Origin of the sequence: Mesorhizobium sp. CA15 (genome assembly GCF_020165215.1) — a bacterium.
In the GTDB taxonomy this organism is placed as follows: domain Bacteria; phylum Pseudomonadota; class Alphaproteobacteria; order Rhizobiales; family Rhizobiaceae; genus Mesorhizobium.
The window spans coordinates 16,973-33,923 of record NZ_JAIUHQ010000015.1 but is presented as its reverse complement, the minus strand read 5'-3'; the positions used below and the strand labels follow the sequence as shown (position 1 = coordinate 33,923).

Here is a 16,951-nt window from a genome sequence, read left to right as displayed (position 1 = left end):
TCGAGCTTCGATGCACCACCGAGCTTCTGTTCACCAGTGTCGCATTTATGATTTTATGCAGTCCTTAAATTCTTCAACATCCGAACAACGGAGCGTTCGCCCGTTCTGCCGTTTCGCTTCTTCACATGGCGAAGAATGGGGGCCATCCGCGAAATAGGCACCGGGACCCGAAAAGTAATTATCAAGAAGGTCCATCGCGAAGCGCTGGGCGTCCTCCTGACTGATCGAGGCACCACGGGTCCCAATGGGAGGTAGCCCCCGCCTTTCAATTGATCCCATTAACATGGCTCCTTAATCTATATAAAAGCGCTGTCTACGATGGATTCTCAAATGCAGCTCGGATCGAAGTTCTTTATTTCTGCCGCGACGCTCATCTTTGCCACGACGCTTCCGAGTCTTACTCAAGATGTCTCAAACAGCTATTCTATAAAATTTTCTCTAAAGACGAGCGACGGGCGATATTTCGGCGGAACTGCTGTATGTAAAAAGAACTCCGACAGCCACGCGCAGTTCGACAAAGGATTCCAAATGAGCCTTATTGACTACAAAGATAGCTATAGCTTATCGATATACAATATAAGCGACGAAGCGTCCCTGCAACGATGCTGTTCATTTCAAAACGGAAAAGACACCATCTCCTTAGATCGAAAGCGCAGAAAACATGTTGTGAGATTGTACCATTCCGTGAGACAAGATCTTTCTTACGAGAACTTATCGAATACGGTGATATTTTCATAGATACGTCGGACCGAGATTAATCCTCTACTGTAAACTTATCATCACACTAACATAAATTAATTGCTTTATGAGCGACATTCTCAGATTTGGATCGACCGTATCGCCCAATAGGCTGCGGCTCAGTGCTCGCGTGGCTTCGCGTTGCGATTTGTTGCCAATCAACGACATAATGGCGTCTTCAGCGATAGAGTTCGGCAACGGCTGAACGTCTTCTATGCTGAGCATTGTATCAGAGGATGACCGATCAACCGGCGAAGTTGTTGTCCACGAACATTTCCGCAAATTGCTGAGGCGTGAGCGTCACCTTGTTGTCCTGGGCGATTTTGAGGTTTTTCTTCCACATATCCCGGATTGCCTCCGGCATCGTGTCGGGCATGTGGAGAGCCTTGGCGATCGCATCTTCCCACCGTCCGTCGCCGCCATAGATGGCCTGCAACTTGGGAGCCATGGCGTTCAACGATTTTTCCGACTCCCGAGAGAGTTCTCCAATCGCCTTCAGCACATAGAGCTCAAGGAGCCTGAGCAGCGGCTTTCCGTCATAACGCTTGTCGGTCGCCATTTTCCCTCTCACGCGTCATAGGTGGCGTAATAAATCAGCCTGTCACAGATTGCTGACAGGCTGGGCTTTTCCTTCTGCGACCCGATCCATCCCTCTGTGACCTCAATCGCAATGAATATTTCGATGAAATAGGTCAGACCCGCTTTGGCTGCCGCCTGTGGCGGTACCATAGTATCGTCGGGCGCGGTCGCAACCATTGCGTCGGAATCTTCGGTCCAAGGCTCAGATACATAAATCGTGTCCTCTTCATCAAAATCCGACAACCTCCCAACGACATCCAGTAACTTCATTATTTTCCCCATATGGAAAATCCTCCTCGGCGATTCGGATGAAAGGTTTTCTGGAAGATAGTGCCAAGATCGTGTTGGTATCTAGGAACGAGTTGCATCACACCGGGTTCGTCGGCGTGATGCCATGTGTAGCCGGGAGGCGCAGTCCGGGGGACAAGCCCCCTCTTTGTCCGCTGAAGGCTAATCCCGCCTTCTCGCAGAATCTTTGCGAAATCCGGTTCCCTTTCCATGAGCACCAGCAGGGCTTCATTGGCTGCCTGGAAATGGTTCGGACGTGAGAAGCCAGGATACAATGCAGGATCGAGCTTTGTTTCAAATACCACACTATAGAACTGACCGGTCGGCGTCTTTGCTTCGCCACTTGCAGCTTCTGGTGCCGGCCCCAACCCGGGCTTGAATAGATCGTCTACTCCTTCGTTACGGTTAGCTACGTCTGGAAGAACTTCATCCGCCGACTTGGTGAGGTCACTACTATCATTTGGGATAAGAGCCTCAGCCCCTTCACCCAGTTCGTCCGACCATTTCAAAACCCTCGGTACTTTCTCGACCAAGGGGCTGGCGATTTTGCCAGCTTGTTTTAGGCCTATGAACGCCAGCCGATCGGCGGGGACCGCCCCTAGAGCATTGAGTGCTGCGTCGCCATAGTTGCCATAAAGTGCGGAAGTGAGAGCTTGGTCTCCCGCGAAAAGAGCGCCAATCGGCGTGATGTCGGCTACGGAAAGCCCCTCCTCACCACCGCCTTCAGAACCGACGAACGACCGCGCAATATTGCGCCACACGCTGTCCGGCTTAGTATCGCCGACCAAAAAGCCGCCAACCTTATCCCGAAGCGTAGGGATATAGTTTTCGACCTGGTTGGTGTTTACTAGACCGAGCTCAACCGCTTTCGGAACGTCGAGCATCATCCGGGGATCGACTATCGACTCGCGACGCGTCCGGTCTACCGCGCTTGTCTCTGTCCGGGCTGAACTTGTCGCCAGAAGATGACGTAGCATCGCCTCACGGTCAGCCGGGGTAGAGAGCGTACCGAAGAGGCTCGCCAATTTTGCCTCTTGGTCGGCAACGCCACCTGCGGCGGATTCGGGCAGAGCTTGAGTGGTCTCAAAATCCAGTTGGTCCTGGGCAGCCATCGGGCCGACGATCGTTGCTCCCGGCGTCTGCGCCTGTCCTCCAAGCAACCCAGCCCCGGCGAACTGCCGCGACATCGCCGTCTTGAGGGCCGGATCCGTCGTTCCGGCAAGCAGGCCGTTCATCCCGGCCCACCTGTCTTGCGGCGGTAGTGCGCCGAGGTCCTTCAGCACCGATTGCGGCACGGGCTGAGCGTTCTCCATGCCGAGATGGCGTTGTGTGGCGATGGTCAGGGCCAGTGCATTCTGGACCGCGGCAGGATCGCGCCAGCCCTGGTCGGCCGCCAAGTGCCAGGCCTCTTTCGCCTGCGGAAACGCCTTGATGGCCTCGCCGGCCGGATCGTTCTGCCTGGCTTCCAGCACGTGTTGGGCGGCAGCGGCGGTTACCCGATAGCGCGACTGGCCCTCCGGCGAATTCGCCGCGCCGACGGCTGCGTCCAGAAGCTGGCTGTTTATATCCCGAGCCGGCATGACACGCATGTCGAAGGCCTGCTTGCCCATCTCCAGGCTCTGGTCGAATTTCGCCAGTTGCCGGCGGCCCTCCTCGACGCCGAAGACGTAGGCGAAGTCCTCGGGCTTGGGCATGACCCCGGCGTAGCTGCCGGTGTCCGCGAAAGCCTTCGGGGCGTTCTGAAAGGCCATCGAAATATTGGCGCGGGCACCGATCAGTTGGGAGGTCGCCGCCGCACGCGCACGCCGATAGAGCGCATCGGTGGCGTCCGGCGTGAGATCGGCAAGTACCGCTGCGACCGGCCGATCATTGTTCGCTAGGGCGTCGGCGGGCGGGTGCTTCTTCAGCGCCTGCTCCACCCTGTCATAGAGCGGGGCGAGTTCAGCGGTCTGGTCCTTGGCGCCGGCCTGTTCGCCAGTGTCGTTGGTTTGCTCCTCAGCGCCATCCAAGACCGTTCCGCTGTCGAGTTTACGATCCATCGTCTTGGCCCCTGTCGTTTTTGAATGTCTGGCCGCCGCCCGGCTGTGCCTGCTGAGCGATCCCGCCTCGCAACAGCTCCAGTGCGCCACGAGGATCCCGCGCAATCAGCGCCTCCACCCGTGCCGTTGCCGTGCTCTCGCGCCAGTCGGCTTCGGCCTGCAGCCTGCTCTCGGGATCGAGGTTCATCTTGGCGATGAGATCGAGGCCGGCATGGCGGGAGGCATCGAAGGCGGCGTGGTCGTCCGGGTCGCTCTTCGCGATCATGTCGAGCTCTTCGGCCTGGGCCGTGGCGAGCTGGTCCTGCTCATACTGGGCGCGGCGCTGGAGCTGTCGCATCGCCATGCGCATCGAGCCTGCCTCTCGCAGGGCTGGCTTGCGGCTGGCGAGGCCGGCACGCAGCTCGGGCGGCGCCTGCATCAGGAAATTGTCGAACAGCGTGTCGAACCGGCCTTTGAGCACCACACGGCCGGTATGCGGATCGACCTCGCCATACATGGCGTGGTGCAGCCCTTCGCCGTCGGCCGGCGCGTTGGCCGCGACATCGGCCTCGGCGCTCGCGATCTCGCCATCCAGCCTGCGCGCGGCGATCTCCGTATCGAAGGCCTGCTGCTGCGCCATGCGCCGTTCATAGTGAGCGGCAACCTCCTGCCAGTAGGGATCGAGCGGGCCGGCCGGCGCAGCGCCGGGCGCCGCATCGCCAGGGCGGCGCTGATCGGTGAAGAGAGGAATGATGTGGACCATGGGGGGCTTCCAGGCGCGCGCAAGCGCCGCCGGCGGCAGGGCCAACGCGTGGCGCATTGGTTGCCGCTTGCGGGACTATCGGATCGGGATTTTCGGGAAGACGAGAAGGTGTCGGCGTTGCGGAATGAGGGGCCGGCTGTACGAGCCTCGTCATCCTAGGACGAAGCGGGGAGCGGAGCGACGCGGCGTAACGCTAACGAATTCCGCCCCGTTGCGCTCTATGGCAGGCGTCACGGCATGGATTACTCGGGTCAAGCCCGAGTATGACGAAGTGAGAGGGCGGCCCTCGTTACCTGAAAGCCCCCAGCGGGTCGCTCTGTTCCGTCGGCCGCCGCGCCGCCTTGAATTCCGCCGGATCGACCACCGCCTCGCGCAGCATCATCATCCCGTAGCGCGTCGCGGCCATCAGGTCGTCGCGCAGCTTCACCACCTGGCCGTACTTGCGGTGGTAGAGGCGGAACTCCTCAAACCATGCGTGAAGGGTGGAAAACACCTTGAAGCGGCCGGACTGCATGCGGTCGAGCATTTCCATCAGCCCGGCCTCGACCGAAACCGAACCGTCGGCGAAGCGGGCGTGGCTGGTCAGCATGTTCAGCCCGTGGGCGGCATATTGCTTTGCCAGCGCCACACCGGCGCCTTCCAGCGTTTCGCGGCGGCCATCGCGCGGCCAAGCGAAGGGCAGCCAGTCGCCCCAGCCCTTCAGCGCCAGCGCCTGCATCGCCGGCGTCTGCTGCGAAGCCCGGTGAGCTTTCGTCACATAGACGACATCGGCTTCGGTATCCCAGGCCAGCTCGACCGCGGCCGAAGGATGGTCCCAGCCGAAATCGAGGGCGCCGATGCGCGGCCACCAGCGCGGCAATTTGAAGGGCTCGCAAGCGATCGTCTCCTCCGCCACCGGGAAGATGCGGCCGGAGCCCAGCACCGGAATGCCTTTCGCGCGCGCCTCGCGCTCGTGCTCGGGAAAGGCAGCGACGATCTCTGCGCGCTGCTCGGGCGTGTAATGCCCGGCATCGTCGATAGTCATGAACGTAACGTGGCGGGACATGGCAAACCTTTCCCTTCTCCCCTTGTGGGAGAAGGTGGATCGGCGCGCAGCGCCGAGACGGATGAGGGGTGTTCCAGCGGAGAGACGCGCTGGCGTTCCCTGGAGCACCCCTCATCCGGCCGCTTCGCGGCCACCTTCTCCCGCATGGGGAGAAGGAAAGAACTTCACGTCGCGATGTCGTTCACCGGCGCCAGCGGCGCGGGAAGCGCGGCCTCGCCAAGGCCACGGCGCAGCTCGATCTCGATGTCGCGGCAGATTTGCGAGATCGGCACGTCGTTGGCGTTGCCTTCGAACGGATTGGCGCTGCTTTCGCCGACCAGATCCAGCGACATGTAGACCCAGCCCAGCAGCGCGCTGAACGGGATGGTCAGCCAGATCGAGATCCAGCCGAGCACGCCGCCCAGCTTGGCCATGTCGGCAAAGACCGGAACAACGCCGAAGGGCAGCAAGGTGCAGAAGATGATCATGAACATCGAGCTCACGATCGCGTATTGCCGGGGATAGGGATTGTTCTTGATGCGATCGCAACGCGCCTGCTGGTCCTGCAAGTCGCGTATCAGCTTGATCAGCTCGGAGTAGACCTGCGTCGGAACGGCTGAACTCTTCAACAAGCCGTTGACCTCGGCCAATTGCCTGTCGAGAAGCTCTATCGCCGGCTGTGGCGATTTCAGCACGCTTTCGGCTTCCTCGCCCAGCAGCCTGCGCAGTTCCTCGGCAAGCGAGGTCTTGTCCTCCTCAATGTGATAGCGGCGGCGCCGGAACTCGATGTTGGCCGCTTTCGCCAGCGATTCCCAAGGCATCGGCCGCCGCAGCGAAAAACGCAGCGCCGTCAGCCAGGCGAGATGGCGGTAGATCAGCCGCCGGGCGGTGGCAGCATCCATGAAATCCCGGCAGAAGCCGGACAGCATCCGGCTGCTGGCGGTGATCTGCGAGAAGGCCTGCAGAGCCTCGTTGGCGCGGGTGAAGACCTGCGAATTCTTGAATCCGGCGACGAGCGACACCGTGGTGCCGAGCACCAGCACGACCGACCACGGCACCGAGAAGCCCGCGGTCGCCGGAAGGCGGTAGGCGGCGATCGCCAACCCGCTCACCACGACCATGTAGATGACGCTGCGCCGCGACCAGAGCGCGAAGTCCAGCAACCTGTAAGAACGGCCTACATACATTCCTGAAATCCCTTACGGCATGCAAGTCGCGCGACCGCGCGTTCGCGCACCATAAGGGGTGGAAATCGTTTTGAAAGCTCCAGTTCCTCGCCCCCACTCAAGTGGGTAGAGGTAGCGGCGAAGCCGCGATGGAGAGGGGGCGGCGCCAACTTGGATAAACGGACACGAGACCGCTCGGAGACGCTGTCGCCCCACGAAGACCCCTCCCCGGCCGCTGCGCGGCCACCTCTCCCCGCTTCGCCCGGGGCGAGGAAACCGGCTCAGCCCTTATATCCCTCGTTGACGCAGTCGTTCTTCCAGGCCCAGTCGAAATCGGCCTGCGACATGGACGAGCCGAGGCCCGGTTCGACATAGGGCCCGGCGCCGTCGATATAGACGATGAAGCGCGCTTCCTTGGTGAAGATCCCGACCTTGCTTGCGATGACGCCGCAGGTTTGGCCGCTCGCGCTGTCGCCGGTCAGGTCGACATGCGAGAAACTCGCCGCCGGATCGTTGGTCAGGCTCCGCATCCTGGCTTCGGCCGAAACGATTGCATCCCCGCGCCAATCGCCGGCGGAGCCGGAGCAGGCGGAGAGAAACGCGCAGGCAAGAAGCAGGCTCGGTATCGGTCGCATGTCGGCTCCGTATCGCGGCAGGAAACTACTCGATCTTCGATTGCGGCCAAAGCGACATCGCAAATCGTGGTTTCGGCACGGTTTCCCGAAGCCCAGTTCCTCACCCCCACGCGAGTGGGGGACAGGTGGCGCAGCGAAGCCGCGACGGAGAGGGGGCGGCGCCAACCGGGATGAACGGACACGAGATCACTCGGAAACGCTGCCGCCCTACGAAGCCCCCCTCTCCGGCCGCTGCGCGGCCACCTCTCCCCCGCCTTGCGGGGGCGAGGAACCCAAGTCCTGAACCGCCTCCGCGCTCAAAAACCGCAGCACCACGTCGCTCATGCCGAGCAGCGGCGTGAACGTGACGATCGTGATGCCGTCCGTGGCATTCGTACGGGTGAGGCCCTCGGAATAGATATCCAGCGGCGGTTCCTCGTCAAACCAGACGCCGTGCAGCGTCTCGCCCTGCCATTTCTCGCGGCCTTTTTCGTAGCTCTTGAAAGAAAGCACGCTCTCGCCGGCCTGCACATCGCCGCCACCGCCCCAGCGCACGACGACGCTGTCCAGCGCTCCCGGCGCGCCGCGGCCCATTACCGTGTCGGCGATGGCATCGGCCGGGATCATGCCGGTGCCCCATTCTGCCTGTTGCTGCGGAGGACCGACCAGCACGCGCTGCGGATTGTCGCGCGTGCCTTCGCCGGTGACGCCGGCGGCCCAGAGCCTGACGGGTTGGCCGAACACCTTGCCCTTCCACCAGCCCGGATAGCGGCCGGTGAGGTGCATGGCCCATTCCGCGCCGCCTGCCCTGGTCTTGCCGAGCTGGTTGCCTGCCATGAACAGACGCTCGCGGTGGGTCGCGCCTGCCGAATGAAATTCGGCCTGCCGCTTGTATGGCGCGTAGGCTGCAAGAAGGTTACGGCGACGCCTGCGGTCCATCTCCTCGAGCAGCGCCAGATAGGTTTGCATCGCTGTCCAGGAGCGGCCGGAGGCTCGTTTCGAGGCTGCGGATGCGGCTGCGGATCTCCTCATCGCTCAATTGCCCGAGGCTGGTTTGCTTGGCATCGACACGTTCCGAGAAATCCTTGGCCGAGAAATCCTTGGGCAGCAGCGTCAGCACGACCTTCAGATACTGCTCGGGTTTTTCGGCGCGCACCGCGGCGATGACGCCGGCGCCATGGACGCGGAAATCGGCGCGAAGCGCGGCGGCGAAATCGTCGACGAGCGTCCTTCGCGAGCGCTTGGGGCGGGGGGACGGAGCGGCAGCGGCTTTGGTAGCTTTCGGCTTTCGCCCCGCCCGCTTCGCGCCTACGGCCTCGCGGCGTCTGTTTTCGTCAGCCATGAGTGACAGAATCCGATGGCGCTGCTTTCGCCGCCTTCGCCTTGCGGACCTTGCGGGCCGGCTTCCTGCGCGGCCTTGCCATGGCCGGCCTGGCGGGCCGGGCATCGGCGGACGGCGCGGCCATTGCCTTCAGCCCCGCCGTGGCTGTGCGGACCGCAGCCGGGCCGAGGCCCTGGCGCGGGAAACCGAAACCGGCGACGGCTTCATCAAGGCCACCGCGAACCATACCGATGCGCACGCCCGGCGCGACCTGCTCGAAACGGCCCGAGCGGTGCGGAAGGCTTGTGCCTTCGAATTCGCCGATAGCGCTGACGATCTCGGCGCCGTCATCGGCGGTGACGATGGTGGCATAGCGTGGCATCTGGGCCTCCAGCAGAATGTTGAAAGCGCCGCAGGAAAGGGAAGGCGCCGCCAGCGCTTCGAAAGAATGGATGGGCGCGAAAAACAAAAAACCCGCCGGCGGCGGGTCGTTGGCGCAAATCAGCACCATGGACAAAATAGTAGCATAGCTGCCTTCACCAGCAATAGCCTCTAGGTACATTTTCCTAAATTTCTCAAAATACCGGCGGCAAAGCGCCCTGTGCGCCACACCTATCAATTGAAACGCCGGGCCAGATCGCGACGGCGGCGATAGCCCAGAACGCGGGTACCGCCGGAAATGACGGCACGGGCCGTTACCGTCGAGCCGAAGACGCCGGCCGCGCCGTCGCCTGACCAGGCCGCTCCGCCCGATACCGGCACGACCGGCAGCATCACAGGCGGCGACATGAATTCGAACGCCGACAAGAACTGCGCGAATCATCCGCAGGGCGCAATGGGCGATGCCAACAACAGCACCGCCACCACGGTGCAGCCGAACGTGAACGACAACAACTGCGGCAAGTAACTGCGGCAAGCAAGGGCATCGGGCTTGGACCAAGGGCCGTGGAGTTCGCTTCGCGGCCCTCGTCTTTTGGTCTGGCGGCGCGCCTGCGGAAAACCGCGGGGGAACAATGGCACGGCTCGGCCGTTCGTTCCCAGGAGGCAAAAAGGAGAGACCGATGGCAGACAATGACACCAGCACCACCAATTCAGCCAACGGCAACGCGAAAACCGCCGCCGCGCGCGCCACGCGCACCCGTCCCGCGTCCCGCAGCAGCGCACGAGCCTCGCGGGCATCGGAAGACGCGATGAAGAAGCAGATCGCCGAATTGAAGCGTGAGGTGAACCGGCTGAACCGCACGCTTTCCGAACAGGCCGGGGAAGCCGCAGAGACCGCGCATGGCTGGTATCGGGGCGCGGCCGACCGGGCCTCGAACCTTTACAGCGGCGCCTCCGACCGCGCGTCGCGCGCGGCGAGCCAGTTGCGCAGCCAAGCGCAGAGCGTTTCGGAGACCGTGCAGCAGAACCCCGGCACCTTCTCGACCGCGATGTTGGTCGGCGGCCTGGTCGGCTTGCTGGCCGGCATGGCGATCAGCCGAAACGCCGACCCCGAGCCGGACTGGCTGCACCGCTGGCACAGATAGACATTTTCCGGTCCGGCCGCAGTGGCCGAACGGATGAACGGTGCTACACCAAGGCTGCCTTGCCGAGGCCGCCCGGAAGGAAAGGCCAGGCCATCGCGCCCGGCCTTCTTCTTTTCGTGGCAGGCTTTTCCAGTTCAAAGTTGTGTTGTTCCCTGCCTCCAGCTGTGTCCGATTGTCCCGGGCTGGTCATTAGCCGGAGCTTATGGAATCATTCCCTAAGGGAATCGCGGAGAGCAGCATGGACAGACCTGCCATGGCATCCGTCTTTCGGATGCGGCATGTGCCTGCAAGCATTTCGGGCGTTCGCAGCCTGGGCCGGGGCCAGGCCGATCCGATCTTCCATTCGAGACCGCTCGGCGAAGCCATCCGCTTCATCGCCCAGGCCGAGGGCCAATATGACCTCAGCGCCGTCGCTGTCTTCTACGGCGACCGCCAGACGCCGCCGCTCGGCAACCGCGAGATCAGGCGGCTATGGAGCGAGTATGGAGAGCGGTGGATGGAGGCCTAAGCGAGGCTCGCGCATCTCCGGATCGTAACCGCGGCTCGCGCGTTTCACCCCGGTCAATGGGAGCAAAAGCCATGAATGTCGCCAATCTGCAGCTCGAGGGCCTCCTGATGGCCGTCGCTTCGGTCAACCAGGTGCTGGTGCGCAAGGGCGTGCTGACGGTCGAGGAGATCGACATCGCGCTGCGCAAGGCGGAGGCCAGCGAAACCAGCGAGGAGCGCTCGGAAGGCATGTCGGCCTCGAGCCGCGACGCCGTCAACTTCCCGATCCGGCTGCTCGAACTCGCCAACCAGTGCCAGCCGGAGGCCGACATGCCGTCCTTCTCGAAGCTGGCGCGCATGGTCGGCCAGATGAAAGAGCCGTATAACGATCAGATGTGAGCATGTGGGAAGGCGCCTTGTCTTGAAATGTTGGCGCCGCCCCTCATCCGGCCTTCGGCCACTTTCTCCCGTAGAACGGGAGAAGGAAAGTTCATGCCCTGCCCGGCCAACCCAGCTTGACGGCCAGCACGCTGCCCGGGCCGTGGGCGGCGGCGTAGAGCAGGCCGGCGGCGAACGGGAAATGCGACATGAAGGCGCCAAACTCGGCCTGGTTTCCGGCCCAGTGCGACGGGCCGTGAAAGGCGAAGCCGAGGAAGGTGACGTAGACGGCGCCGATCAACGCCAACGGCGTCAGATAAGCGCCGGTGAGGAAGGCGATCACCAGCAACGCTTCGAGGATCGCCGCGCACCAGGCCAGGAACAGCGGGAACGGGAAGCCGGCGGCCGCGATGTAGCCTGCGGTGGCGCCGATATCCATCAGCTTGAAGGCGACGGCCATCGCGAACATGGCGGCGAAGATCAGGCGGGCGATGAGAATGGCGGCGGTCTGCCAGGTCGACTGCATTTCCACGATGTCCTCCGGATTGTTGAAGCGGTTGATGCCCCCAAGGACGGGCGGAGAGAGATGGTTCCGACAGGGGGGTCGCAAAATTATGCGAGGCGAAGACGCGGCGCCTCGCCTTCTCCCTTGCGAGGTCCGAAGGACGGGCGAGACCCGTGGGCTCGCCCCGGGCGGTGGATCGGCGCGCAGCGCCGAGACGGATGGTGGTGTTCCAGCGGAGCGAGACGTCCGTGTTGCCTGGAACACGCCTCATCCGGCCGCTTCGCGGCCACCTTCTTCCACAAGGGAAGAAGGAGAAAGTTGCGGCGGATGGCTGATCGAATCCCGAACGGTGCCGTATTCGGCGCCCCAGCGGTCCGTCATGGCGCAGCGAATGTCCCAGAGCTCGGGGAAGAAGCGGTGGCGGGCGCCGCCTTCGAGGATCTCCACCGGCCTGCCTTTCAGCGACTTCGCGCCGAGCCCGATCGAGCGGTGGATCAGATAGAGGTGGTTGGCGCGGAATTTCTGGAACAGCTCGTCGAACTCGATCAGCGCCTCGGCCACGACATAGGAATCGCCGTGGTCGTAATGCTCGTCATAGATATCCTCCACGGTCAGCCCGCGGCCGTCGAGATAGGCATGCCTGAAGGCCCGCCAAAGGTCCGGCGGCAGGCGCAGCAAAAGCTTGAAGCCCGGCGATTCCTGGCCGCTGCCATTGCCGAGCTGCAGGCGGATCTGCTGGTACTCCTTGGGCGACATAGTCTCCAGGAGGTCGAGCTGCGCCGTCATCATGCGCATCAGCCGGTGCACGCGGCCCATCAGCGTGACGATGCGATGCGTGTCCTGTTTCTCCAGATAGTCGAGCACGTCAACCAGCGTGTAGGCGATGAGCTTCATCCACAGTTCCTCGACCTGGTGCACGATCTGGAACTGCAGCTCGTCGGCGTTGACCATGTCGGAGAGCGGTTTTTGGCAGGCGAGCAGCTGATCGCATTTCAGATAGACGCCGTAGTCGCGCATCTCGGGGGCCCCGATGCGGGCGTGATAGTCCGTCTTTTTCATGGCGTATCCTCCTCGCGGCAGGTTTTCGACCAGGCGACAAGGATAGCGCTTTCGGCTTGAACATTGTTCCTTTCTGTTATCCAAATGACGTGGAATGAAGGACGATCGTCGATATCTTCTGTCATATTGGAGAACGAATGACGCTGGATGCTCTCGACCGCAGAATAGTCGCCGCGCTTGAGCGCGACGCACGCATCTCGTTCGGCGAACTCGCCGAGGAGGTCGGCTTGAGCAAGACGCCTTGCTGGAAACGGGTGAAGGCGCTGGAAGAGGCCGGCGTTATCCGGGGATATTCGACCCGCATCGACCCGGCCAGGATCGGCTTCGGCATCGAGGCCTTCATTCAGGTGTCGATCGACTTCGAGGTGTCGGATGCCTTCGAGGCGGCAGTGAAGAAGCACCCGCTGATCCGCCGCTGCTACGCCACCACGGGCGAAGCCGACTATCTGCTCCAGATCGTCACCGTCGACATGATGGCGCTCGACCGGATGCTGCGCGAGGAACTCAGCCGCCTGCCCGGCGTGCGCCGCACGGTGACTTCGATGGCGATGCGCGAGATCAAGGGCGACATCTCGTTCGCCGAGGCGGCGGCGCGTGCGCTGAGGGGATAAGGCGAGCAGCAAATTGAGACCTCGGCTCGACGGTACCCCTGTCGGCAATCGAGCCGTGGACGCGGACCGCGCAGGCCCGCGCCGCATGGTGTCTTTATGGCGACGCAAGGCGCGATCTACTGGTTGGAGGACGCGTGACGAGAATATGGGAGCCTGATCACGGCCGGCTCCCGCTCCACCTTTTCCTTCTCAGCGTCGGCCTTGCGTTTCGGGCATTCCTCGAAATCATGGTCGCGGCCGCCGCAGTAGGAGCAGCACTTGGCCGGGGTGTCGGGGTTAAGCATCGAGACCATTCCCAAGAATGCACCAAAACGTTTCCCGTTGCAGCAATCGCGTGAAGACGCTGCAATGGCCGTTCAGCCCGATGCCCAGACGCCGCAGTAACAGGAGCTCGCCGCTTGCGCGGCGGGCTCCCGCTCAATCACCGCTCACGCATGAGCGTGGGGATGACGGAAGTCCCAGACAGCCCAGGCCGATGCCGCGACCACCAGCACGCCGAGAACGACATGCGTGGCCATGACATACGTGTCAGCCGCGAAGTGTAGCAACCAGGGCGACACGATCAGCCAGAGCCCGAGGACGACGTTTACCCATTCTTCCCATTCGGCGAACACCGAAAGCGTCGCGAGCGCCAGCGCGCCGAGAAGAACGCCGACAATCCAGGCGTTCCACGCGGGCACCGTCGCTGCGGTGAATCCGATGACCCATGGTGAGATGAACAGGCAAATCGCCAGGATCAGGGTGATCCAGTCCTGACTCTTTCTTGCTTCCATCAGTTTGCTTGGCATGACAACCTCCATAGACGAAGCTTGACCAAAGCAACTGTATCCGCGTGGACATTGCACGCTTAGCGATTGATGTAATTACGTTTCTATCAGGCTGCAAGTGGCGGGGGGGGAAGGCCCGAAACGCGCGTCGCCCGGCGTGGGATGGCAGAAATCCCGCCGCCTGCCGCTCAGACGCTGAAGTCGGTGTCGCCCTCCGCCCCCAGCTGCGGAACGACGATCGCCTCGAGCGGCGCGTCGAGCGTCCATTTCACGCTGCCGGGCGAGCGTTCGAGGCTTGAGGAACCGCTCAGCGACTGCGGCGCCACCCGCTGCAGCACCACGGTGCCAAAACCCTTGCGCTCACTCGTCTTCTGCTCAGCTCCAACGGCCGTCGCGCCGGATGTCTCGTGCCACAGAAGATGAAAGCGCCGCTGCGCTTGCGGGCCGGGCTCGACCTGCCAGGTGATTTCGATACGGCCGCCTTCGCCCGCCAGCGCGCCATATTTGGATGAGTTGGTGCCCAACTCGTGGAAGGCCATGCCGAGATTCTGCACGGCGTTGGACTGCAGCGTCAGGAGCGGCCCGGAAAGCGAGATGCGCTCCTCATGGCCGAAAGGCTTCAGATGTTCCTGGATCAGATCGAACAGGCTGGCGCCGGCCCATTCGGAGGTGACCAGGAGATCGTGCGAGCGCGACAGCGCCATGATGCGCGAACGGATCAGTTCCTCGAACTCGCCCGGATCGGTGGAGCGCTTGCTGGTTTCCCTGATCATCGACAGGATCACGGCGAACTGGTTCTTCACGCGGTGGTTGACCTCGCGCATCAAGAGCCGGATGCGGCGCTCGCTTTCCTTGGCAGCGCTGATATCGCGGGCGATTGTCGAGGCGCCGATGATCTCGCCCGCATTGTTCTTGATCGGCGAAATCGTCAGTGAAACGGTGATCAGCGAGCCGTCTCTGCGCTTGCGCACCGTCTCAAAGCTCGGAATGCGCTCCCCCTTGCGGATGCGGCCGATGATCTCGGTTTCCTCGTCTTGCATATGCTCTGGGATCAGCATCAGGATCGACCGGCCGATGGCCTCTTCGGCGGTATGGCCGAACATGCGCTCGGCCGCGTGGTTCCAGTCGGTGATCACGCTGTCCAGAGTCTTACCGACGATGGCGTCGTAGGAAGAATCGACGATCGCGGCCAAGCGCGCATCGGCGTTCGGATCGTGTCGGAACGTCCCCCCGGGATTGGTCATGGACGGTAATTAGGGCCGGCCGAGGTCAAGGCAATCTGCCGCGAGCGAGCGTGCATCTGCTCAGGGCTTCGAGTCGCTGGAGCCATCTGCGACCTTCCGATCCAGCGATATCACGCCGAAATCCTGCGACTTCGCGCCTAGGTCAGCGGTCAGAAACCCATCGGACGCCAGCCCACGGCGCAAAAGCTCGCGCACGGCGGCCGAGCGGCTCGGCATGCGTTTTTCGAAACGCCAGTTTTCCAGCGCCGCCAGTTCCTCGTCGGTCAGCATGATCTGCAATCTTTGCGGCCGTTCAAGCTCAACCACTTCCGCCTCCATCCGAGCCGAATGCTGTGAGTTAGTATGTGCCTAACTGTGAGTAGAAATAGGAAGCGGCCATAAGGCGTCAAGAGGGGATGATTTGCCGACCGGCAATGAAGCCAACGATGCTAAGGATGCGGTGAAACTGCGTTTGATATACTTTGCTAACCGGCTGATTTATTTATTGTTTTTAAAATTTGTGTATTGCCAACCGCACTGCTCCAGCGCATGGTTGCAACCGAGGGATAGACCCCCGCGAAAGGAGGGTTTTCCAATGATGCGAGGATTTTCCAACCGGCTGCGCGACGACTCTCACTGCAAGGTCCAGCAGGCCCTGCGGATCGACGGCATCGTCAACATCATCCGGGTTGCGGAAGAAATCAGGCTCAAGAACCTCGCCGAGAACATCGCCCGCGAGGACATAGAAAGCCTGGTGATGCAAATCGCCCAACTTTACGGGGCGCCGATCGAGTTCGACGACCAGGCCTTAACGGCGCTCGACCTGCCGGAAGCCACGGGCGGCGACAACCGCAACGACCTCGAAAGGGCCCTGTGGGAGCACGCGCTGCCCGACGCGCGGCTCGATTTGCTGCAGCTCGACGAATAGCGGGGGCGACGCCGGCAGCAACCTAGTGCCCCCAACGCCGCTCAGTCCCTGGCGGCCAACTCGCCCAGGATGTCGAGGCCCGTCTCATACCGGTCCGGCGCAACGCCCGCCTGATGAGCTTGCCACAGATTGTCGCGCAGGTCGGCTATCTTAACCGGCAGGGCAAGCTCGTTCGAGGCGGCGCGGAAAATGAAACCCTCCTCGCTCTCGTCCATGCGCCTGGTCAGCGCATCGACCGCCGCCACCACCGGCAGGCCGAAGCCGGCGCCGTGCAGCCGCTCGAGACTCCAACCCTCGCCTTTCTCGACCACGTCATGCAGATAGGCAACCGTCTTTTCGTCCAGCGTTTCGACCGCATCGGCAACCCGTCTCAGATGTTCGATGTAAGGTCTGCCGGTCTTGTCTTTCTGACCCCGATGGGCCTGCTCGGCGATTTTGGCGGCTTGGTGAAGCATGGTCCTTCCGATCTCGTCACGATAAAGCCCGTCCCGGCTAGGGACGGCCGAGGCGGGCTTGCTCGGGTCGGAACCCGGTCCGGATGACGGGCCTTCGGGGAAACTGCGCGCCATCCATGCCGCAAGAACCTCGGCACCGGCCTAATGTTCCAACGCTGCCGGATTTTTGAGGATGCCATCGCCAATCCGCGCCACCCGTTCCAGGCGGGATGCCAGCACCTGAGGCGCGTCGCTGAAATGAATTCAGACGACACGCTTTAAGTCTTTGTTTTGATGCCCGTCGTCCCAGAACCGCTGCGCATTCTGGGCGACAGCATTAAAAAGAAGCCCGGACCAGGAGCCGGGCAAGAGAGGTCTTGGGAACATGCTGACCGGGGGTCACGTTCAGCGTTTGCTAATTTGGCGGTTCATTATGACGGCCAGATGAAGGCACATTCGTCCGTGTCGTTGTGCTCAGTGCCTGCCTCGACGCAGAAAGAGCTTTCGACAGGAACTTCGCGGT

At 62.3% G+C, this 16,951-nt stretch carries 23 protein-coding genes; 6 read left to right on the top strand and 17 right to left on the bottom strand.

What is annotated here, in order from left to right:
* Positions 1-982: 982 nt before the first annotated feature.
* The 10 genes from LB515_RS21705 to LB515_RS21660 all read right to left on the bottom strand — a co-directional run bounded on the left by LB515_RS21705 (position 983) and on the right by LB515_RS21660 (position 8,893).
* The gene (locus LB515_RS21705) at positions 983-1,297 is read right to left on the bottom strand and encodes a hypothetical protein (protein ID WP_224708912.1); all 315 of its coding nucleotides are present in this window, start codon (positions 1,295-1,297) and stop codon (positions 983-985) included.
* An 8-nt stretch (positions 1,298-1,305) separates the two neighbouring features.
* The gene (locus LB515_RS21700; RefSeq protein WP_224708911.1) at positions 1,306-1,587 is read right to left on the bottom strand and encodes a hypothetical protein; all 282 of its coding nucleotides are present in this window, start codon (positions 1,585-1,587) and stop codon (positions 1,306-1,308) included.
* Positions 1,587-3,644 (bottom strand): HNH endonuclease, encoded by a 2,058-nt coding sequence (locus tag LB515_RS21695; RefSeq protein WP_224708910.1) that lies wholly within the window; start codon positions 3,642-3,644, stop codon positions 1,587-1,589. The genes LB515_RS21700 and LB515_RS21695 overlap by 1 nt, the downstream gene beginning before the upstream one ends.
* On the bottom strand, positions 3,634-4,386 hold the full coding sequence (locus LB515_RS21690) for a hypothetical protein (RefSeq protein ID WP_224708909.1): 753 nt from the start codon (positions 4,384-4,386) through the stop codon (positions 3,634-3,636). Before LB515_RS21690 ends, LB515_RS21695 begins: the two co-directional genes overlap by 11 nt.
* Before the next feature lie 289 nt (positions 4,387-4,675).
* Entirely contained in the window at positions 4,676-5,431 is a 756-nt protein-coding gene (locus tag LB515_RS21685; protein WP_224708908.1) for a terminase large subunit domain-containing protein, read from the bottom strand.
* A gap of 164 nt (positions 5,432-5,595) precedes the next feature.
* Complete coding sequence (locus LB515_RS21680) at positions 5,596-6,597, bottom strand: bestrophin family protein (protein WP_224601458.1); 1,002 nt, start codon at positions 6,595-6,597, stop codon at positions 5,596-5,598.
* Between the two features lie 260 nt (positions 6,598-6,857).
* Positions 6,858-7,211 (bottom strand): hypothetical protein, encoded by a 354-nt coding sequence (locus LB515_RS21675; protein WP_224708907.1) that lies wholly within the window; start codon positions 7,209-7,211, stop codon positions 6,858-6,860.
* 207 nt (positions 7,212-7,418) lie between these two features.
* Entirely contained in the window at positions 7,419-8,159 is a 741-nt protein-coding gene (locus LB515_RS21670; RefSeq protein ID WP_224708906.1) for a terminase large subunit domain-containing protein, read from the bottom strand.
* Entirely contained in the window at positions 8,107-8,532 is a 426-nt protein-coding gene (locus tag LB515_RS21665) for a hypothetical protein (RefSeq protein WP_224708905.1), read from the bottom strand. The genes LB515_RS21670 and LB515_RS21665 overlap by 53 nt, the downstream gene beginning before the upstream one ends.
* Positions 8,525-8,893: a hypothetical protein gene (locus LB515_RS21660; RefSeq protein WP_224544645.1), complete on the bottom strand. Its 369-nt coding sequence runs from the start codon at positions 8,891-8,893 to the stop codon at positions 8,525-8,527. Before LB515_RS21660 ends, LB515_RS21665 begins: the two co-directional genes overlap by 8 nt.
* A 297-nt stretch (positions 8,894-9,190) precedes the next feature.
* On the opposite strand from LB515_RS21660, the gene LB515_RS21655 reads away from it, so the two are divergent.
* The 4 genes from LB515_RS21655 (at position 9,191) to LB515_RS21640 (ending at position 10,922) form a co-directional block, all read left to right on the top strand.
* On the top strand, positions 9,191-9,418 hold the full coding sequence (locus LB515_RS21655) for a hypothetical protein (RefSeq protein ID WP_224637302.1): 228 nt from the start codon (positions 9,191-9,193) through the stop codon (positions 9,416-9,418).
* Between the two features lie 154 nt (positions 9,419-9,572).
* The gene (locus LB515_RS21650) at positions 9,573-10,037 is read left to right on the top strand and encodes a hypothetical protein (protein ID WP_224708904.1); all 465 of its coding nucleotides are present in this window, start codon (positions 9,573-9,575) and stop codon (positions 10,035-10,037) included.
* Positions 10,038-10,275: 238 nt separating this feature from the next.
* A complete protein-coding gene (locus LB515_RS21645) occupies positions 10,276-10,545 on the top strand; it encodes a hypothetical protein (RefSeq protein ID WP_224708903.1) in 270 nt (89 codons plus the stop codon).
* Positions 10,546-10,616: 71 nt separating this feature from the next.
* The gene (locus LB515_RS21640; RefSeq protein ID WP_095768409.1) at positions 10,617-10,922 is read left to right on the top strand and encodes a hypothetical protein; all 306 of its coding nucleotides are present in this window, start codon (positions 10,617-10,619) and stop codon (positions 10,920-10,922) included.
* Between the two features lie 91 nt (positions 10,923-11,013).
* On the opposite strand, the gene LB515_RS21635 is transcribed toward LB515_RS21640, so the two are convergent.
* The gene (locus LB515_RS21635) at positions 11,014-11,427 is read right to left on the bottom strand and encodes a DoxX family protein (protein ID WP_095768408.1); all 414 of its coding nucleotides are present in this window, start codon (positions 11,425-11,427) and stop codon (positions 11,014-11,016) included.
* A 246-nt stretch (positions 11,428-11,673) separates the two neighbouring features.
* Complete coding sequence (locus LB515_RS21630; protein ID WP_224708902.1) at positions 11,674-12,465, bottom strand: tryptophan 2,3-dioxygenase family protein; 792 nt, start codon at positions 12,463-12,465, stop codon at positions 11,674-11,676.
* Between the two features lie 137 nt (positions 12,466-12,602).
* Between LB515_RS21630 and LB515_RS21625 the strand changes: the two genes are divergently transcribed.
* The gene (locus LB515_RS21625; RefSeq protein WP_095768406.1) at positions 12,603-13,076 is read left to right on the top strand and encodes an Lrp/AsnC family transcriptional regulator; all 474 of its coding nucleotides are present in this window, start codon (positions 12,603-12,605) and stop codon (positions 13,074-13,076) included.
* 116 nt (positions 13,077-13,192) lie between these two features.
* On the opposite strand, the gene LB515_RS21620 is transcribed toward LB515_RS21625, so the two are convergent.
* From LB515_RS21620 to LB515_RS21605, 4 genes are all read right to left on the bottom strand, one after another.
* Positions 13,193-13,360: a hypothetical protein gene (locus tag LB515_RS21620; protein ID WP_176477082.1), complete on the bottom strand. Its 168-nt coding sequence runs from the start codon at positions 13,358-13,360 to the stop codon at positions 13,193-13,195.
* Positions 13,361-13,504: 144 nt separating this feature from the next.
* Positions 13,505-13,864 (bottom strand): SPW repeat protein, encoded by a 360-nt coding sequence (locus LB515_RS21615; protein ID WP_095768502.1) that lies wholly within the window; start codon positions 13,862-13,864, stop codon positions 13,505-13,507.
* Between the two features lie 167 nt (positions 13,865-14,031).
* Positions 14,032-15,087, bottom strand: a complete 1,056-nt coding sequence (locus tag LB515_RS21610) for a PAS domain S-box protein (RefSeq protein WP_224708901.1) — start codon at positions 15,085-15,087, stop codon at positions 14,032-14,034.
* Positions 15,088-15,147: 60 nt separating this feature from the next.
* On the bottom strand, positions 15,148-15,393 hold the full coding sequence (locus LB515_RS21605) for a hypothetical protein (RefSeq protein WP_095768404.1): 246 nt from the start codon (positions 15,391-15,393) through the stop codon (positions 15,148-15,150).
* Positions 15,394-15,661: 268 nt separating this feature from the next.
* Here LB515_RS21605 and LB515_RS21600 point away from each other — a divergent pair, with 268 nt between their 5' ends.
* Complete coding sequence (locus LB515_RS21600) at positions 15,662-15,994, top strand: hypothetical protein (protein ID WP_095768403.1); 333 nt, start codon at positions 15,662-15,664, stop codon at positions 15,992-15,994.
* Positions 15,995-16,035: 41 nt separating this feature from the next.
* On the opposite strand, the gene LB515_RS21595 is transcribed toward LB515_RS21600, so the two are convergent.
* Positions 16,036-16,449 carry an HD domain-containing protein gene (locus LB515_RS21595; protein ID WP_140840707.1) on the bottom strand — a complete coding sequence of 138 codons (414 nt, stop codon included), beginning with the start codon at positions 16,447-16,449 and terminating at the stop codon, positions 16,036-16,038.
* Positions 16,450-16,951: the final 502 nt, after the last annotated feature.

Coding starts and splice junctions, on each gene's coding strand:
- LB515_RS21625 (WP_095768406.1), top strand. CDS start 12,603: ATGACGCTGGATGCTCTCGACCGCAGAATAGTCGCCGCGCTTGAGCGC.
- LB515_RS21660 (WP_224544645.1), bottom strand. CDS start 8,893: ATGCCACGCTATGCCACCATCGTCACCGCCGATGACGGCGCCGAGATC.
- LB515_RS21630 (WP_224708902.1), bottom strand. CDS start 12,465: ATGAAAAAGACGGACTATCACGCCCGCATCGGGGCCCCCGAGATGCGC.
- LB515_RS21655 (WP_224637302.1), top strand. CDS start 9,191: ATGACGGCACGGGCCGTTACCGTCGAGCCGAAGACGCCGGCCGCGCCG.
- LB515_RS21640 (WP_095768409.1), top strand. CDS start 10,617: ATGAATGTCGCCAATCTGCAGCTCGAGGGCCTCCTGATGGCCGTCGCT.
- LB515_RS21610 (WP_224708901.1), bottom strand. CDS start 15,087: ATGACCAATCCCGGGGGGACGTTCCGACACGATCCGAACGCCGATGCG.
- LB515_RS21665 (WP_224708905.1), bottom strand. CDS start 8,532: ATGGCTGACGAAAACAGACGCCGCGAGGCCGTAGGCGCGAAGCGGGCG.
- LB515_RS21650 (WP_224708904.1), top strand. CDS start 9,573: ATGGCAGACAATGACACCAGCACCACCAATTCAGCCAACGGCAACGCG.
- LB515_RS21645 (WP_224708903.1), top strand. CDS start 10,276: ATGGACAGACCTGCCATGGCATCCGTCTTTCGGATGCGGCATGTGCCT.
- LB515_RS21670 (WP_224708906.1), bottom strand. CDS start 8,159: ATGCAAACCTATCTGGCGCTGCTCGAGGAGATGGACCGCAGGCGTCGC.
- LB515_RS21675 (WP_224708907.1), bottom strand. CDS start 7,211: ATGCGACCGATACCGAGCCTGCTTCTTGCCTGCGCGTTTCTCTCCGCC.
- LB515_RS21615 (WP_095768502.1), bottom strand. CDS start 13,864: ATGCCAAGCAAACTGATGGAAGCAAGAAAGAGTCAGGACTGGATCACC.
- LB515_RS21595 (WP_140840707.1), bottom strand. CDS start 16,449: ATGCTTCACCAAGCCGCCAAAATCGCCGAGCAGGCCCATCGGGGTCAG.
- LB515_RS21700 (WP_224708911.1), bottom strand. CDS start 1,587: ATGAAGTTACTGGATGTCGTTGGGAGGTTGTCGGATTTTGATGAAGAG.
- LB515_RS21620 (WP_176477082.1), bottom strand. CDS start 13,360: ATGCTTAACCCCGACACCCCGGCCAAGTGCTGCTCCTACTGCGGCGGC.
- LB515_RS21695 (WP_224708910.1), bottom strand. CDS start 3,644: ATGGATCGTAAACTCGACAGCGGAACGGTCTTGGATGGCGCTGAGGAG.
- LB515_RS21690 (WP_224708909.1), bottom strand. CDS start 4,386: ATGGTCCACATCATTCCTCTCTTCACCGATCAGCGCCGCCCTGGCGAT.
- LB515_RS21600 (WP_095768403.1), top strand. CDS start 15,662: ATGATGCGAGGATTTTCCAACCGGCTGCGCGACGACTCTCACTGCAAG.
- LB515_RS21635 (WP_095768408.1), bottom strand. CDS start 11,427: ATGCAGTCGACCTGGCAGACCGCCGCCATTCTCATCGCCCGCCTGATC.
- LB515_RS21680 (WP_224601458.1), bottom strand. CDS start 6,597: ATGTATGTAGGCCGTTCTTACAGGTTGCTGGACTTCGCGCTCTGGTCG.
- LB515_RS21685 (WP_224708908.1), bottom strand. CDS start 5,431: ATGTCCCGCCACGTTACGTTCATGACTATCGACGATGCCGGGCATTAC.
- LB515_RS21705 (WP_224708912.1), bottom strand. CDS start 1,297: ATGGCGACCGACAAGCGTTATGACGGAAAGCCGCTGCTCAGGCTCCTT.